Genomic DNA, 15,414 nt, shown 5'->3' on the forward strand with positions numbered 1-15,414 from the left:
AAGGCGTGTCGGAGTTGGCGTCGTGCTCATGACCCGGTTCCTGGCGGACAGGGTGCCTCGCGATCCTCGATCAGCGCTTCGACGATCTGGCGGAAGCTGTCGCCCCGCGCCTCGAAATCGCGGAACTGATCGAAGCTGGCACACGCTGGAGAGAGCATTACCACGTCTCCGGGTTGCGCAGCTTCCATCGCCTGGCGAACCGCATCGCACATCATCTCGCTGCGGGTGACGGGCATGAGCGGTTCAAGAAGTTGCGCAAACATCGGACCGGCCTCGCCGATCGTATAGGCTGCGACGACATGGTCGAAGTAGGGCGCGCACTCGTCGAGATTATCGCTCTTGGGCAGGCCACCAAGTATCCAGTGGATACGCGGGTAGGCGCCAAGCGCAGGCGCGGTCGAGGCGGGATTGGTGGCCTTGCTGTCGTTTACGAAAAGGACGCCGTTGGCCTCGGCCACGCGCTCCATGCGGTGCGGCAGGCCGACAAAGCTGGCCAGCGCCGGACGCCATACGTCTTCGCCGATGCCGAGCTGGCGGGCGATCTCAACCGCAATCGCAGCATTCTGCAGGTTGTGCGGCCCCTGCAGCGAAGGCCATGCCGCCTGTCCTTCCAGCGCATCGGGCTGAACCACATGGACGAAGCCCACGTCGTGCGTGGCCGAAGTCTCGCGCGCGATCTTCAGGGTGTGCTCGTCCCCGCAACCGAACACCGCGTGATGGCGCGACGACTGCATCCGGAACAGCCGCGCCTTGGACGCAGCGTAGCCATCGAAGCCATCGTAGCGGTCGAGGTGATCAGGGCTGAGGTTGATCAGCGCGGCGACATCGCAATCGAGGCTCTGCGTCAGGTCGATCTGGTAGCTGGAAAGCTCGAGCACATAGACGCCGCCTTCGGGCAGCGGCTCCTGCCCAAGGACCGGCAGGCCGATATTGCCACCAAGCCGGGCCTGCAGACCTGCCGCCTGGCAGATGTGATGGACCAGCATCGTGGTGGTCGACTTGCCGTTGGTGCCGGTGATGCCGACGACGCGATGCGGCGGCAGGTCGGCGCGGGCTTGCGCGAAAAGCTCGATGTCGCCGATCACTGGCACGCCGAATGAAGCGGCATGGGCAGCAATCGGATGACGGTTAAGCGGCACGCCGGGACTGACCACCACGCCCGCAAATCCGGTCAGGTCGATCGACAGTGGATCGGCAATGGTGCAGCGCCCTTCGTAGGCGGCGCGCGGTTCCTCACGGCTGTCCCACACGGTGACCTCCGCCCCGCCTGCCAGCAGCGCCTCGACGCTCGCCTGCCCCGAACGGGCAAGGCCGAGCACGGCGAAGCGCTTGGCCGTGAAGGCGGGCGAGACGATCATCGCACCTTCAGCGTGGCAAGGCCGATCAGCGCAAGCACGATCGACACGATCCAGAAGCGGATCACGACAGTCGATTCCTTCCAGCCGAGCTGCTCGAAGTGGTGGTGGATGGGTGCCATGCGAAACACGCGCTTGCCGGTACGCTTGTAGACCGCCACCTGCACGATGACCGAGACGGCTTCCATGACGAACAGTCCGCCGACAATGGCCAGCACGATCTCGTGATGCGCCGCGACCGCGATCACGCCCAGCGCGCCACCAAGCGCAAGGCTGCCGGTGTCACCCATGAACACAGCCGCCGGGGGCGCATTGAACCACAGGAAGGCAAGACCCGCCCCCATCATAGCGGCGCAGAAGATGGCAAGTTCGCCGGCGCCCTTCACGTGCGGAATGCCGAGGTAGGTGGAGTAGTCCACACGGCCGGCAAGATAGGCGATAATTGCGAAAGTGCCGGCCGCGATGATCACAGGCATGGTGGCAAGGCCGTCCAGACCGTCAGTAAGGTTCACCGCATTGCCCGCGCCAACGATCACGAAAATCGCAAACAGATAGTAAAACGGCCCGAGCGGCACATAGAGATTGCTGAACAGCGGAACGTAAAGGTGCGTTTCACCAACCGCCAGCCACGCGGCGATCCCGGCCACGACGAACTCACCGGCGAGGCGCACCTTGGCAGGAACGCCCTTGTGCGCATACTTGGTCACCTTGTCGTAGTCGTCGAGAAAGCCGATCAGGCCGAAGCCGAGCGTCACGACCACGCAGGACCAGACGAGGCGGCTGGTCACATCCATCCACAGCAGCAACGACAGCGTGAGCGATGTGACGATCATCAGACCGCCCATGGTCGGCGTACCACGCTTGGCGAGGTGTGACTGCGGGCCGTCCTCGCGGATCGGCTGCCCCTTCCCCTGGCGCACGCGCAGCATGTTGATGAAGCGCGGACCGATGATCAGGCCGATCATCAGCGCGGTCAGCAACGTCGCGCCCGCGCGGAACGTCTGGTAGCGGATGAGGTTGCTGAATCCCTCAAAATGCAGCCACTCGGCCAGCTGGTAGAGCATTCACCGTTCCCTGGTGGTGAGCGAACGCACGATCGCGCCCAGCCCCACCGAATTCGACCCCTTCACGAGGATCGCATCACCCCCGCGCACACCGTCGGCAGCCAGACATTCCGCCGCTTCCGAAGCCGTCTGCACATGCGCCACATCGATTTTACCGGCAAGCGACAACGCCCCGCTTTTCCCCAGCGCGTGAGCCAACGCCGCCATTTCGGCGCCTACCAGCACCAGCCTGTCGACCTTGCCCTCAGAAACGGGGCCTGCCAGCTCTGCGTGATAGCGTGCCTCGGCCTCGCCCAGCTCCTTCATCGCGCCGAGAATGGCAACGCGGCGGGTGGCGGGCGTCGCGCCCAGTTGGCGCAGGGTGACGGCCATGGAGGCAGGATTGGCGTTGTAGCTTTCGTCGATCAACAGGGCCTTGCCAGAGCCATCGCCACCAGTAGCGGCAATCTCGTGGCGGGCACCGCGCCCGGCGAGGCCTTCCATCTCGGCCAACGCCAGTCCGGCAGCGCCCAGGTCGCCGCCGATCGCTTCGACAGCAGCCATTATGGCCAGCGAATTGGCGACCCAGTGGTCGCCCGGTTGCGAGATCGTGTAGCAGACCTTGCGTCCAGAAAGGTCCGCCGTCACCAAGGTTCCACCGCCCGGCGCCGCCACGGCATCGACAAGGCGCGCGCCTGCATCGGGATGTTGTCCGAAGCTGACCACCCGTCCCGCATGCCTTGTCGCCTTGGCATGGAGACGTTCGTAGTGGCGGTTGTCGCGCGGGATGATGGCGACGCCGCCGTGTTCGAGACCTTCGAAAATCTCCGCCTTGGCATCGGCAATCGCTTCTTCACCCGAAAAGTGCCCGATGTGGGCAGGCGCTATGGTGGTGACGATGGCGACGTGGGGACGGACCAGCCGGGTAAGTGCGGCCAGTTCCCCTGCGTGGTTCATGCCCATCTCGAAGACGCCGAAGCTGGTCCGCGCGGGCATCCGCGCAAGGCTCAGCGGAACACCGACGTGATTGTTGTAGCTCTTTACAGAGCGGTGGGCGCGGCCCCTGCTGGCACGGTCGAGTGCCGCATAGAGCGCTTCCTTGACGCCGGTCTTGCCTGCGGAACCCGTGACGCCGATGATGCCGGCATCGACGCGTGCACGCGCCGCTCGGCCAAGGTCCTCGAGCGCGGCCATCGTATTACCGACCAGCACGTGCGAGCCGAACGTCGCATGTTCGACGACCGTGCCTGCCGCGCCGCGCCCGTATGCGCCCTCGAGGTAGCGGTGACCGTCCGAAGCTTCGCCCTTCAAGGCAAAGAACAGGTCGCCTTCCACCACCTCGCGGCTATCGATCTCGACACCGGAAACCGCGAATTTCGCGCTGGCCCGGCCACCTGTCGCCGCAGCGATTTCCTCGCTCGTCCAAAGCGCAAGACCCGCCGCGTCGGACGGGTCCTCTGGCCATGCGATCAAAGCGGGGTGGGCGGTCATGTGGTGCACTCCCTGGCGACCTGAACATCGTCAAACGGCAGGATGCGGACAGCATCGCCCCTGCCCACGATCTGTCCCTGTTCGTGCCCCTTCCCTGCAACAAGGACAATGTCTTCACGGCCTGCCTCGGCAATGGCCGCAGCAATGGCGGCGCGACGATCCCCGATCTCGCGGGCCTTGCCATCGCAGCCGGCCATGACTGCGCGGCGGATATCCGCCGGATCTTCGCCGCGCGGATTGTCGTCGGTGACAATCACCAGATCCGAGCCGGCACAGGCTGCACGGCCCATCTCCGGACGCTTGCCGCCGTCACGATCGCCACCGGCACCGAACACCGTGATCAGGCGGCCCGAGGTATGCGGCCGCAATGCGGCTATCGCGGCCTCGATGGCGTCCGGCGTATGGGCATAGTCGACATAGACCGGCGCCCCGGCTCGATTGATCGCCGCGCGCTCCAGCCGCCCGCGTACGGGCTGCAACCGTCCAAGCGCGTCGAATACCTTCGCCGCATCGGTCCCTGAAGCAATTGCCAGCCCTGCCGAGACCAGTGCGTTCGCGGCCTGATAGGCCCCGATCAGCGGCAGGTTGATCTTGCGCGCCTGGCCTTCGAACGCGATTTCGAGCGTTTGCCCCAGTTGCGTAGGGGTACGGGCGAGGAGGCGGATGTCGGTCCCCTGCTCGCCCACCGAGAGCAGCCGCAGACCCCTTGCTCGGACGTGCTCCACTGCCCGTCCCGACCATTCGTCGTCCATCCAGACGACCGCCGTGCCGCTCTCTTCCACGACATGGTCGAACAGGCGCATCTTGGCCGCGAAATAATCGTCCATCGTCGCGTGGTAATCGAGGTGGTCGCGGCTGAGGTTCGTGAAGGCGCCTGCACCGACACGCAGGCCCTCGTTGCGGTACTGCGAGAGGCCGTGGCTGGACGCTTCATAGGCAACATGCGTCACGCCCTCGCGGGCAAGGCCGGTCATGTTCGACAGGAACGTCACGATGTCCGGCGTGGTCAGCCCGGTGGAGACGCTTTCGTCCGCCGTTGTCACGCCGAGCGTGCCAATCGATGCAGCAGAATGGCCGGCCATGCGCCAGATCTGGCGCGTCATTTCGACCGTGGACGTCTTCCCGTTGGTCCCGGTGACGGCAACCACCGTCTCGGGCACGGGCTGGAAGAAGCGCGCGGCAAGCGCGGCAAACGCGCGGCGCGGCTCTACATCGGCAACGTGCACCGCCCCTTCGACTTTCGCCCCCGGACGCGCGACCACGGCGACGGCGCCTGCCTTCACGGCGTCCGCAATGAAGTCCTCGCCATTGAAGCGGGTGCCGGGGAACGCGCCGAAGATCGTGCCCGGCGCGACCTTGCGATGGTCGATAGCAAAGCCGGTGACGTTCGCATCACCGTTCTCACCTGCGAAACCCGCTGCTTCGAGGATCGCGCCGAGCTTCATTCACCATCTCCGTTGCCGACCAGCGGCGACAAGTCCGAAATGTCGATATCGCGTGTATCGTCGGGAACGACGCCGAGGAACGGCCCGATGCGCGGAACGACGCGGCCGACGATTGGCGCGGCGTTCCATGCGGCAGTGCGCTGGTACGATGTCGCCGCCGTTCCCTTCGGCTCGTCGAGCATGGCAATCACCACATAGCGCGGCTTGTCCATCGGGAAGGCCGCAGCGAATGTCGCGACGAGCGAAGTGCGGTTATAGCCGCCCTTCCCGCCGGGCTTTTCCGCCGAGCCGGTCTTTCCTCCGACGCGATAGCCCGAGGCATTGGCGCTCTTGCCGGTGCCGTCCACGACGATCATGCGCAGAAGCTGGCGCATGCGGGCGCTGGTCGAAGCCTTGTAGACGCGGCGGCCTTCAGGGATCTGCGTCGGCTCACGCTTGAACAGCGTTGCCGGTCGCCAGATGCCGCCGTTGACCATTGCAGCATAGGCTGCTGCCAGGTGCAGCGGCGTCACCGCGATGCCATGGCCATAGCTGACCGTCATCGTGGTGATGCGCGCCCAGTCGCCGTTCTTGTTGGTGCCGCGCGGCCAGAGCGGGAAGCCGCGCGCCGGCAGTTCGATATAAGGCCGCTCGTTCATGCCGAGAGCAGCCATGGTCTTCTTCAAACCCGGCCCGCCAAGCTTGTCGGCTACCTGCGCGGTGACGATGTTCGAGGAATGGATCAGCGCCTCGGGCACGTTCAGCGAAGCGCCGAAGCTGTGGCTGTCGCGGATATGAAAGCCTCCGATCGCCAGCGGCTTGTCCGACGGGTAGCGCACTGAAAGGTCGGTCACCACACCTGCGTCAATTGCCGCAGCGATGCTCAACGGCTTGAAGGTGGACCCAAGTTCGTAGACCTGATTGGTCACCTTGTTGAACACGAGGTTGTTGAGCGCTTGGTCAGAACGGTTCGGATTGAACGAAGGCAGCGATGCCAAGGCCACGATTTCCCCGGTGTCGACGTCAAGCACAATGCCTGCCGCGCCCTTGGCCTCGGTCTCCAGCATGCCGCGACCAAGTTCGTCCTCAAGTGCGCCCTGTGCCCGCATATCGATGGAAAGCGCCACCGGCTTGCCACGCCGGGCAGGATCGAGCAGCTGCTTCTCAAGCACCTGCTCCATGCCGACATGGCCATGGCCTTCACTGTCGACATAGCCGAGCACGTGTGCGCCAAGCGATCCTTGCGGGTAATAGCGTTGGTTCTCGCGCGGGAATTCCAGCGCAGGCTCGCCCAAGGCAAAGATGCGGTTGGCATCCTCCGGCATCACACGCTGGCGCAGATAGCTCGGCTTGTCAGACTTCAGCCGCCGGAGCAGGTCGTTGTAGTCGGCGTCGGGGAAGATGGCGACAAGCGCCTTGGCCACCTCTTCGGGCGACTTGACGAGCGGAGTGCCGTTTTCGCCGAATGCCTTGGGATTGTACCACAGCGCATAGGCCGGGAACGCCCGCGCCAGCGGAACGCCATTGCGATCGGTGATCTCGCCTCGCGGGGGGAGCAGCGCTTCGGCCCGTGAACGACGCTCAGGGGAGCCTTCGAAAAAGCCGAGTTGGGCGATCCTTGCGAGCGCCGCGAAGCCAAAGAACAGGATGAAGCCCGCCACCACCAGCGCACGGACCTTGGCCTCGACCAGCGAGCGCTGACGGACGTTGGCCAGCAGGACGCGGCCGGAAGCGATGGCGGCTGAGGCGGTGAGTGCGTTCACCGGGCTGCCTTAGCCTCCTTGCCCTTGGCAGCGCGAGGGGCCGAACTGGACTTGGCCTTGCTTGCGCCTGACTTTTCCGCAGTTGCGACAGCTTTGACCTTGGCAGCAGGCTTGCTGGCCGGTCGCGCGTCAGATTTCGCAGTCTTTGCCCTCTCCTTGGAAACAACGCCCTTGGCAGCAGCCTTCTGCGCCACCTTGGGCTTGGCCGACGTCGCGGACTCGGACTTGTCCTTCTTGACCGGGCGCTCCTTGTCCGAAGCCGTTTCCTTCCGCACCGGCCCGCGCGGGCGGGCGTCAACGACCTTGCCAAGGCGGTCTTTCAGCGTCTCGACCGCTTCAGCATGATCGACAGTGCGCGCCGGACGGTCCTCGTCGGCATCGTCGGCAACGGCCTTGCTATCATTGCTGGCCAAGGCCTTGCCCGAAAGCGGCGAAACCATCGCCGGGAACGCGGCCGAAGCGATCACGCTGTCATCCACGCTGGCGACGCGGATCGGTGCGGGCGCATCCGGCGTGGCGGGGACGCTCAGTGCGGCAAGCTGGCGCTCGCCTTCGAGGTACTGGCTGGCGTTGGGCGCGGCATAGCCGAACTCGACGTCGTTCCAGGCTTTCAACTGCTGCTGATTGGAGCGCGTCTCGAATTCCGTCTCGAGATACATCTTCTCCTGCTTCAATGCGACGATGCGCGCTTCGGCATGATGGATCTGGCTCCGCAAGGCATTGACCCGGAATGCCAGCGCCACGACCAGCGCCAGACACAAGCCCAGCAAGACCACCCAGCCAACCGAGCGAAGACGGCTTGTCGTCGAGATCATGCCGCAGCCCTCCCGGCACGATTGCGTGCTGGCGCGGAAGTGCGCACGGCCCAGCGCAGCGTGGCGGAACGGGCGCGCGGGTTGCGCTCCTCTTCCTCGGGCGTCGGACGGATGGCAGCCGAGGGCTTTTCAAAGACCGGTTCAACCTTCGAAGCCATTTGCGGCATGTGGCGTGAGCTGGCCGGCACGGCGCCCGCGGCCTCGCGCAGGAACTGCTTGACGATGCGGTCCTCGAGGCTGTGGAAGCTCACCACCGCGATGCGTCCACCGGGGACCAGCACCTTCTCCGCCGCAGCGAGGCCCTCGATCAGTTCGTCCAGTTCGCCATTCACGTGGATGCGCACCGCCTGGAAACTGCGGGTCGCCGGGTCCTTCTGCGCCTTGGGGCCCTTGATGTCCGGACGATAGCCAAGCGCCTTGCGTACGACCGCGGCAAACTGGCCGGTGGTGGTGAGAGGACGGGCGCCCACGATGGCGCGGGCAATCCGGCGCGATTGGCGTTCCTCGCCGTAGCGATAGAGAACGTCTGCTATTTCCCCCTCGTCCGCTTCATTCAGGAAATCCGCCGCACTTGGACCGTCCTGTGACATCCGCATGTCTAACGGTCCGTCCGACGAGAACGCAAATCCGCGCCCCGCCTGATCGAGCTGCATCGAGCTCACGCCGATGTCGAACACGACGCCCTGAACGCCCGCAATTCCGGCCTCTGCAAGTCCTTCCGCAAGTTCGGAAAAGCGACGGGGATGCAGAACGAGGCGCGGATCTTTTCCACAGGTTTCTCCCCAGAGCCTTCCCGCCGCAATCGCATCGGGATCGCGGTCGAAGGCGTGAACCGTCGCGCCCGATTCCAGCAGGCACCGGGTGTAGCCGCCCGCGCCGAAAGTCGCGTCGACGATCAGATCGCCCGGCTTTGCATCAAGGGCCGCCACGACCTCTTCGAGCAGCACGGGAATATGCGGGGCTTTTGGCGCTGCGGCGGTCACTTGCGCTTCCCCTTTGCAGCTTCGGCCATCTTCGCTCGGCAGCCAGCCTTGGCGCTGGCCCAGCCATCGCCCTGCTCGAACAGGATTTGCGGGTTCCAGATCGTGATCTGGCGGCCGCCACCATGGAAATAGAGGCCATCCTCCACCTGACCGAGTTCGGACAGGTACTCGGGCAGGACGAAACGGCCGCTTTCATCGAAGCTGACGCGGGTAAAGCCGTAGGCCTGCGCTTCGGCCATATCGCGGTCGAAATCGAGGCCCAGCCGGAGCTTCTTCTCTTCCTCGCGATCGATCTCTGCAGCCAGTTCGTCCAGGCGGGAAAGGCCAAATCCGGTCAGACAAGGCAGGCGGGGGTGCTTGTCGAGGCAGAGAACGCGCTGGTTGGCGGAAGCTGCGTAGATGTCGGAGCGGAAGTCGGCAGGCAGGACGAAGCGGCCCTTTTCGCCACGCGGCGAAAAGCCCTGTCCCACCAGATTTACCGGCCCTCCCGCCACGCTGGACACCCCGCTCGCGGACAAAGCTCCATCGCTCGACCCCGCGCCATCGCGCGTTGCCGACTCATCCCCCGCGGATGCGATTGGAGTTCGTCCCGATAACCACACCACTAACGCGGGACGGGGCGGGCGAAAAGGGGAAAATGCGGGAAAATGCGGACTAGCTATGATTCCGTAGCATTTTCTCTACATCTTACCGCTTGAGTAACCATCACCTGCTGCAAAAGTAATCGCCCAGATGCGGGCATTTTGCCGAAGTCCTCGGCCGTGCCTGGCACCTTGCCCATAGTTTCCCGCGAACAAAAAGGGATCACTCCGCCATTGCCCCTTCGAGCAGGCGTTGAAGCTGGACCGCCCGCCGATCCCCCACAGCTTCCGGCTCCAGAAGCGCGGCGTCGGCCACCAGCGTTGCTTGGCCCTGGCCGACCGTGCAACGCGCAATCAGACCGTCCCTTGCAATCGCGCAGTTCGCTTCGTGCCCGCCCGGGATTGCCTTGAAAGTGCCTGCCAGATTGATCGGCAGCCCCTCGCCCGCACTTTCCCGCAGACCACCGGGTTGCCTGTCGTCGAATTGCAGTTCCAACCCCCAACGCGCCAGGATCGGCGAAACCAGCGCCACGTCCTGCGGGCGGCGTCGGTCACCCAGCGCAAATGCGCTCTCCTGCGTCAGCATGGGATCAACGAACATCAGCAGGTGACCGCCTGCCCGCAGCCAGGCATCAAGCGCAAGATTCTCCTCCGGCACCAACGGGCGCGGCTGCGCCACGACCAGCAAGTCGACTTGTTCGAGCTGAAGCAGCGTATCGAGCGCGATCACCTTGCCCTTGGACTCCAGCACGGCGCGCGCCCAGTGCGGCGCGGCTGGCGGGTCGATCATGCCCTTGATATCGTCCGCCTCGTTCCACACGATCGGCAGGCTGGTAAACAGGCCCACGGTCCTGTCAGGGGCAGGCTCGGCGGAGAACGCCCACCAGCCCGCCAGCGCGACAACCGCTGCCAGCACGGCAAGAGCGATCCGGCGATGCACTCAGTTCTTCGGCGCGTTAACCGAAGGGGCCGGGACCGAAGGGGCCGGAGTCGGCGCGGGCGGAGCGGGCGAGATCGTGACGGTCGGCTTTTCCTTGGCCGTGACCGGCAGTTGCGGAGCCACCCCCATGTCGGCCAACGGGTCCTTCGCCGATGTCTCGCTCGCCTCGACCTTCGGCGCAGCGGTATTGACCGCGCTGGCGTCGATGAACTTGGCCCGATCCATGATCACGTTGGCAAGGCTGACCAGCAGCAGCATCCCGGCCAGCCCGAACAGCCCGACCTGCAGCCGATGAACCGCCTGCGCCCGCAATTCGCGCGTGGTCGGCGGCACATGGGCCAGTGCGCTGGCAGCGGCAATTTCCGCCTCGGTCGGGGCGGATGCCTGCTTGCCTGCGGGGAAACCGAACAGTGCCATGACCGCAGCCTAGCCTATTGATCCAGCCAAGGGAACACCGGCAGCCCCTTGGCCTTGAGCCACTCGGGATTGTAGAGCGACGAAAGGTAGCGGAAGCCAGTATCGCACAGGATCGTCGCCACGCGGCTGCCCTTGCCAAGCTGCCTGGCCAGCGCCACGGCACCCGCCACGTTGATCCCGCTCGACAGGCCAAGGCACAGCCCCTCATCGGCCAGCAGGCGCTCGACCCAGTAAAGCCCTTCCTCGTCCGAAATGCGGAACTGCGTGTCGATCGGTGCGCCTTCGAGGTTCGCGGTGATGCGCCCCTGGCCAATGCCCTCGGCCACCGAGGAGCCCTCGGCCTTCAGCTCACCATTGGCGTAATAGTTGTAGAGCGCCGCGCCGTGCGGATCGGTCAGGGCGATCGTGATGTTCTCGTCGAAAGCCTTGAGCCCCAGGCCCACGCCCGCGATCGTCCCGCCCGTGCCCGCAGCACAGGTGAAGCCGTCGATGCGGTGCTCCATCTGCTCCCAGATCTCGGGCGCGGTGCTTTCGATGTGAGCGCGGCGATTGGCGATATTGTCGAACTGGTTGGCCCAGACCGCCCCTTCGGTTTCCTCGGCAATCCGGCGCGAGGTGTGGACGAAGTGGCCGGGGTTGGAAAACGGCGCCGCCGGCACCAGCACGAGTTCTGCCCGCAGCGCCCGCAGGGTGTCCATCTTCTCGCGCGATTGCGTTTCGGGCATGACGATGACCGACTTGTACCCGCGAGCGTTGGCCACCAGCGCAAGGCCGATGCCGGTATTGCCCGCCGTGCCTTCGACGATCGTCCCGCCGGGCTGCAGCACGCCCCGCTCCTCGGCATCGCGCACGATCCACAGCGCAGCGCGGTCCTTCACCGAAGCACCGGGATTGGCGAACTCGCACTTGCCGTAGATCTCGGCGCCTGCCGCCTCGCTCGGCCCCTTCAGCAGGACGAGCGGCGTGTTGCCGATGAGCGAAATGGTATCGGGTGTAATCGAAGGTGCAGTCATGGTCCCCGAGTTAGGGAGACTTTGCACGATTGCCAACGAATTTGCGCTTTGCGACGTGCAAGCCCTGCTCGCTGCGTTATTCGCGCCCGGCCCGGATAGCGGCACCGCCCGCAAACGGCGCAACGGCCAGCGCCACAAGGCTGCACGCGCCCAGCAGCAGCAAGCCCCCCTCGCCCCCCGGTTGCAGCGATCCCGCGCCGAAGATCAGGAGCGGCACAGCCAGAGGGATCGCGAGCAATCCGCCCAGCGCCGAACCTGCCCGCAACCCTGCCGTCAGCGCCGCGATGGTAACGCCGATCGCCGCCAGACCGGGCGTGCCGAGCAGCAGCCCGACTTCCACCGTCCACAACTGTTGGCCATCAAGGCCGAGCAGCCCTGCCGAGATCGGTGCTGCCAGCATCAGCGGCACGCCAAAGCTCAGCCAGTGCGCCAGGATGCGCACCAGGAGCAGCGCCTCCTCGGCAATGCCGCGCAAGGCCCACTGGTCGAACATGCCGGCTTCAACGTCCGGCTCGACCAGGCGGTCCAGCGGGAGGATCGCCGCAAGCAGCGCCGCAACCCAGATCACGCCCGCACCGGTCCGTGCCAGCAACCGGGCATCGGGGCCGACGGCAAAGGGAAACAGCATCGCCACAGCAAGGAAGAACAGCAGCGGCAGAACCGCTCCACCGCGCCCTTGGCTCCCTCGCGTCAGCAGCACCAGATCGCGCAGGAAGATCGGAAGAAGCTTGGCGATCACGGTTGGAAATCCAGCAATTCGATCACCTTTACCGCGTCGAGCGAAAGCGGCTGGTGCGATGCAATGATCACCGCCCCACCGGCATTGCAATGCGCCTTGATCGCCGCCTGCGCGATGCACGACCAGTGGGTGTCGAGCCCGTTGAGCGGCTCGTCCAGCAACCAGATCGGCGCACCGCTTCCCGCCACGCGGGCAAGGGCCGCCCGCTTGCGCTGCCCCGTGGAAAGATAGCGCACCGGAACGTCAAGCAGGTCGGCCAGCCCGAAATCGGCGTTGCCCTGCGGTGCGCGGTCGATCCGCTGCCAGAACGCCAGCGCGTTCTCGAGCGGTTCGTGGCCGTCCAGCGCCAGCCGCTCATCCGAAAGCGCAAGCGCACCATGACGCTCAACCGACCCCATGAACGGCCGCAGCAATCCGGCAAGGATGCGGATGAGGCTCGACTTGCCGATGCCGTTGGGGCCGGCAAGATGGACGACTTCACGCGGCGCAAGATCGAACGACAGCCCCCGGAACAGAACCCGGTCCCCGCGCCGGCAGGCAATATCCATGGCGACGAGACCGCACTCTTGCATGGCGTGGGACTGCATGGGAGGGGCTTGCATGAAATCGGGCGATAGGGGAAACGGCGGCAACTGCCAAGGATGCCAAAGGACCAAGCATGACCGTCGCCCGCCTGACCGATTCCGAACGCGTTTCCCTGCTGGTCGAGCTCCCGGAATGGCAATTGCGTGAAGACGGCCTAGCCATCGTGCGCACCTTCCGCTTTGCCGATTTCTCCGAGGCCTGGGCCTTCATGAACCGCGTCGCCCTCTACGCCGAAAAGGCTGACCACCACCCCGAATGGTTCAACGTCTACAACCGCGTCGAGGTGACGTTGACGACGCACGATGCCGATGGCCTCTCGACACGGGATGCGGCGATGGCGCGGGCGATGGAAGGCTTTCTGTGAAGCTCACCTCACCGAGCAATTGGTTACGGCATGGCTCGGCCGCGCTACTCATCTTGCTATCGGTACAAGTTGCCCGTGCCGAACCTCCCACTTGCGCTGAGAATGTCGCCTCATTTCAGCCCAAGACGGGTGTTGTAGGGTCGGCAGAGACGGCAAAGTCAGTGGCCATGATTTACCTGAAGCCCGTTTATGGCACCAAACAGATTGAAGGGCAGCGACCCTTTAAGGCTACACTGCGCGACGGTGTCTGGATAGTGACAGGCTCGCTACCAAGAGGCTTGGATGGCGGCGTCGCACACATCTCGATTTGCCGCCGGAACGGCAAAGTTTTGCGCATTTTTCACGACAAGTGAGCAATGCAGTATCAGAAGGGACGTAACGCCGCTACTTCCCCAAAGGCCTCCCGCCAGACCGCATCTGCTTGCGCAAAGTACCCGGCATCCAGCGCGAGGCGAACGCGAGCCGCCGCGCGGTCTTGCCGACCAAAGTGTGCACCTTGTCTCCATGCGCCGCCGCCCACGCCGCCTCGGCGACTTCGCTCACCGGCGTGATTTCCAGGCCCGCGCCGCGCACGCGCGTGCGGATGTCCTCGTTGCTGGCGCGGTTGGGGGCGTGGTCGAGCAAAGGCGTTTCGATGAATCCCGGCATCAGGCTGCGTACCTTTATGCCGTACTCGGCCCATTCCCCGTCGAGCGATTCTGTCAGCGCCCTGACGCCGAACTTCGTGGCGGAATAGACCGATGCGCCGGGTGAGCCATAGATCCCAGCCGCGCTGGCGGTGTTGAGCAGGCACGAACCCGGCGCGCTCGCCCTGAGCCAAGGGAACGCCGCCTGTGCGCCGAAGATCACGCCCTTGAGGTTGATGTCGAGCGTGCGCTCGATCTCCTCGGCCGTCAGATCGACAATGCCACCGCCGATAGGGATGCCGGCATTGTTGAACACCACCTCGATCTGCCCGCCAGCCGCCTTTGCACAATTCGATAGCGCCATGTCCCATGCCGCGCGGTCACGCACGTCGAGACGGTGGCAAGAACTAAGCCCGGCGGGAAGCTGCGCTGCGGTTTCGGCCATGCCAGCCTCGTTGATATCCGCGATGCCGACAAACCACCCGCCTTGTGCAAAGCGCTGCGCCACGGCCCGGCCGATGCCCGAAGCGCCGCCGGTGATGAAGATCGTCTTGCGCGCCATTGGCACCCCCTGCTCACATTGTTGTCAGCAAGACATTACAGCGCCGGATTGTTATAGCAATGCCAGGTGAAGATCGCCGCCGCGCCGCGATGCGGCCGCCAGTCCTCGGCCAGAGCGCGCGTCTCCTTCTCGCTCGGCCGTTCCGCAAGGCCGAGCAGCTTGCCAAGGCCCACCTGCACCGCCAGATCGCCCGCAGGCCAGATATCGGGGCGCCCTTCGGCGAACAGCAGGTAGATCTCGGCCGACCAGCGACCGATGCCCTTGATCTTGACCAGTTCCGCAATCGCTTCTTCGTCGTCCGCTGGCAGCGCATCAAGATCGAGTTCGCCCGATATCACCAGTTCGCACAAGGACCGCGCATAGCCCTGTTTCTGGCGCGATAGCCCACAGGCGCGCAAGGCGTCGAAGTCAGCGGCAAGCAGGTCGTGCGGAGGAATATCCTCCCCCAGCAGTGCCTCGAGCTTGTTCCACACCGAAGCAGCGGCGGCCACGCTGACTTGCTGGCCGACGATGGTGCGCAGCAAGGTGCCATAGCCGGTCGAACGAATGCGTGGCTCGGGATATCCGACGCGGCCAATGGCACTCGCCATGGCGGGGCTGCGGGCGGCGATGTAGTCGAGTCCTTCGCGTAGCGCCTCTGCCGTCAGTCCCACCCTAGTTCTCCGCAACAGTGTTTTGGCCGGATCGACAGTTGCCAAAGCCGAAATGGCGCG

Annotated in this window: 17 protein-coding genes; 2 read left to right on the forward strand and 15 right to left on the reverse strand. The window is 65.0% G+C overall.

Going from position 1 to position 15,414, the window contains the following annotated elements:
- Positions 1-26 precede the first annotated feature (26 nt).
- The 13 genes from murD to ccmA form a co-directional block, all read right to left on the reverse strand.
- Complete coding sequence (gene murD, locus IM701_RS11045; protein ID WP_062347724.1) at positions 27-1,358, reverse strand: UDP-N-acetylmuramoyl-L-alanine--D-glutamate ligase; 1,332 nt, start codon at positions 1,356-1,358, stop codon at positions 27-29.
- Entirely contained in the window at positions 1,355-2,419 is a 1,065-nt protein-coding gene (mraY, locus tag IM701_RS11050) for a phospho-N-acetylmuramoyl-pentapeptide-transferase (RefSeq protein WP_039334147.1), read from the reverse strand. The genes murD and mraY overlap by 4 nt, the downstream gene beginning before the upstream one ends.
- Positions 2,420-3,889, reverse strand: a complete 1,470-nt coding sequence (murF, locus tag IM701_RS11055) for a UDP-N-acetylmuramoyl-tripeptide--D-alanyl-D-alanine ligase (RefSeq protein ID WP_193826970.1) — start codon at positions 3,887-3,889, stop codon at positions 2,420-2,422. It abuts the gene before it with no gap.
- On the reverse strand, positions 3,886-5,334 hold the full coding sequence (locus tag IM701_RS11060; RefSeq protein WP_039334150.1) for a UDP-N-acetylmuramoyl-L-alanyl-D-glutamate--2,6-diaminopimelate ligase: 1,449 nt from the start codon (positions 5,332-5,334) through the stop codon (positions 3,886-3,888). The genes murF and IM701_RS11060 overlap by 4 nt, the downstream gene beginning before the upstream one ends.
- Positions 5,331-7,076, reverse strand: coding sequence for a penicillin-binding protein 2 (locus IM701_RS11065; protein ID WP_193826971.1), 1,746 nt, complete (start codon positions 7,074-7,076; stop codon positions 5,331-5,333). The genes IM701_RS11060 and IM701_RS11065 overlap by 4 nt, the downstream gene beginning before the upstream one ends.
- On the reverse strand, positions 7,073-7,891 hold the full coding sequence (locus IM701_RS11070; RefSeq protein WP_193826972.1) for a hypothetical protein: 819 nt from the start codon (positions 7,889-7,891) through the stop codon (positions 7,073-7,075). Before IM701_RS11070 ends, IM701_RS11065 begins: the two co-directional genes overlap by 4 nt.
- A complete protein-coding gene (gene rsmH, locus IM701_RS11075) occupies positions 7,888-8,874 on the reverse strand; it encodes a 16S rRNA (cytosine(1402)-N(4))-methyltransferase RsmH (RefSeq protein ID WP_193826973.1) in 987 nt (328 codons plus the stop codon). The genes IM701_RS11070 and rsmH overlap by 4 nt, the downstream gene beginning before the upstream one ends.
- On the reverse strand, positions 8,871-9,368 hold the full coding sequence (locus IM701_RS11080) for a division/cell wall cluster transcriptional repressor MraZ (RefSeq protein WP_039334154.1): 498 nt from the start codon (positions 9,366-9,368) through the stop codon (positions 8,871-8,873). The genes rsmH and IM701_RS11080 overlap by 4 nt, the downstream gene beginning before the upstream one ends.
- Positions 9,369-9,678: 310 nt before the next feature.
- Positions 9,679-10,395, reverse strand: a complete 717-nt coding sequence (locus IM701_RS11085) for an ABC transporter (RefSeq protein ID WP_193826974.1) — start codon at positions 10,393-10,395, stop codon at positions 9,679-9,681.
- Positions 10,396-10,812 carry a hypothetical protein gene (locus IM701_RS11090; protein WP_062347729.1) on the reverse strand — a complete coding sequence of 139 codons (417 nt, stop codon included), beginning with the start codon at positions 10,810-10,812 and terminating at the stop codon, positions 10,396-10,398. It lies immediately after the preceding gene.
- A 14-nt stretch (positions 10,813-10,826) separates the two neighbouring features.
- Positions 10,827-11,825, reverse strand: coding sequence for a cysteine synthase A (locus tag IM701_RS11095; RefSeq protein WP_193826975.1), 999 nt, complete (start codon positions 11,823-11,825; stop codon positions 10,827-10,829).
- A 76-nt stretch (positions 11,826-11,901) separates the two neighbouring features.
- Positions 11,902-12,564 carry a heme exporter protein CcmB gene (gene ccmB, locus IM701_RS11100; protein ID WP_039334158.1) on the reverse strand — a complete coding sequence of 221 codons (663 nt, stop codon included), beginning with the start codon at positions 12,562-12,564 and terminating at the stop codon, positions 11,902-11,904.
- Entirely contained in the window at positions 12,561-13,136 is a 576-nt protein-coding gene (gene ccmA, locus IM701_RS11105) for a heme ABC exporter ATP-binding protein CcmA (RefSeq protein WP_193828430.1), read from the reverse strand. The genes ccmB and ccmA overlap by 4 nt, the downstream gene beginning before the upstream one ends.
- An 86-nt stretch (positions 13,137-13,222) precedes the next feature.
- Here ccmA and IM701_RS11110 point away from each other — a divergent pair, with 86 nt between their 5' ends.
- The gene (locus IM701_RS11110) at positions 13,223-13,513 is read left to right on the forward strand and encodes a 4a-hydroxytetrahydrobiopterin dehydratase (RefSeq protein ID WP_193826976.1); all 291 of its coding nucleotides are present in this window, start codon (positions 13,223-13,225) and stop codon (positions 13,511-13,513) included.
- Between the two features lie 167 nt (positions 13,514-13,680).
- A complete protein-coding gene (locus IM701_RS11115) occupies positions 13,681-13,866 on the forward strand; it encodes an NTF2 fold immunity protein (protein WP_230487857.1) in 186 nt (61 codons plus the stop codon).
- 31 nt (positions 13,867-13,897) lie between these two features.
- Here the strand turns inward: IM701_RS11115 and IM701_RS11120 are convergent, their stop codons facing one another.
- Positions 13,898-14,701, reverse strand: coding sequence for an SDR family oxidoreductase (locus IM701_RS11120; protein ID WP_193826978.1), 804 nt, complete (start codon positions 14,699-14,701; stop codon positions 13,898-13,900).
- A gap of 35 nt (positions 14,702-14,736) precedes the next feature.
- Positions 14,737-15,354, reverse strand: a complete 618-nt coding sequence (locus IM701_RS11125) for a DNA-3-methyladenine glycosylase (RefSeq protein ID WP_193826979.1) — start codon at positions 15,352-15,354, stop codon at positions 14,737-14,739.
- Positions 15,355-15,414 lie beyond the last annotated feature (60 nt).

The organism is Novosphingobium sp. ES2-1, from assembly GCF_015169775.1.
GTDB lineage: Bacteria > Pseudomonadota > Alphaproteobacteria > Sphingomonadales > Sphingomonadaceae > Novosphingobium > Novosphingobium subterraneum.

Bases quoted from the DNA above. Each gene is read 5' to 3' on its own strand.
- IM701_RS11095 (WP_193826975.1), bottom strand. From the start codon at position 11,825: ATGACTGCACCTTCGATTACACCCGATACCATTTCGCTCATCGGCAAC.
- mraY (WP_039334147.1), bottom strand. From the start codon at position 2,419: ATGCTCTACCAGCTGGCCGAGTGGCTGCATTTTGAGGGATTCAGCAAC.
- IM701_RS11070 (WP_193826972.1), bottom strand. From the start codon at position 7,891: ATGATCTCGACGACAAGCCGTCTTCGCTCGGTTGGCTGGGTGGTCTTG.
- murD (WP_062347724.1), bottom strand. From the start codon at position 1,358: ATGATCGTCTCGCCCGCCTTCACGGCCAAGCGCTTCGCCGTGCTCGGC.
- IM701_RS11110 (WP_193826976.1), top strand. From the start codon at position 13,223: ATGACCGTCGCCCGCCTGACCGATTCCGAACGCGTTTCCCTGCTGGTC.
- IM701_RS11090 (WP_062347729.1), bottom strand. From the start codon at position 10,812: ATGGCACTGTTCGGTTTCCCCGCAGGCAAGCAGGCATCCGCCCCGACC.
- IM701_RS11060 (WP_039334150.1), bottom strand. From the start codon at position 5,334: ATGAAGCTCGGCGCGATCCTCGAAGCAGCGGGTTTCGCAGGTGAGAAC.
- IM701_RS11115 (WP_230487857.1), top strand. From the start codon at position 13,681: ATGATTTACCTGAAGCCCGTTTATGGCACCAAACAGATTGAAGGGCAG.
- ccmA (WP_193828430.1), bottom strand. From the start codon at position 13,136: ATGCAAGAGTGCGGTCTCGTCGCCATGGATATTGCCTGCCGGCGCGGG.
- IM701_RS11120 (WP_193826978.1), bottom strand. From the start codon at position 14,701: ATGGCGCGCAAGACGATCTTCATCACCGGCGGCGCTTCGGGCATCGGC.
- murF (WP_193826970.1), bottom strand. From the start codon at position 3,889: ATGACCGCCCACCCCGCTTTGATCGCATGGCCAGAGGACCCGTCCGAC.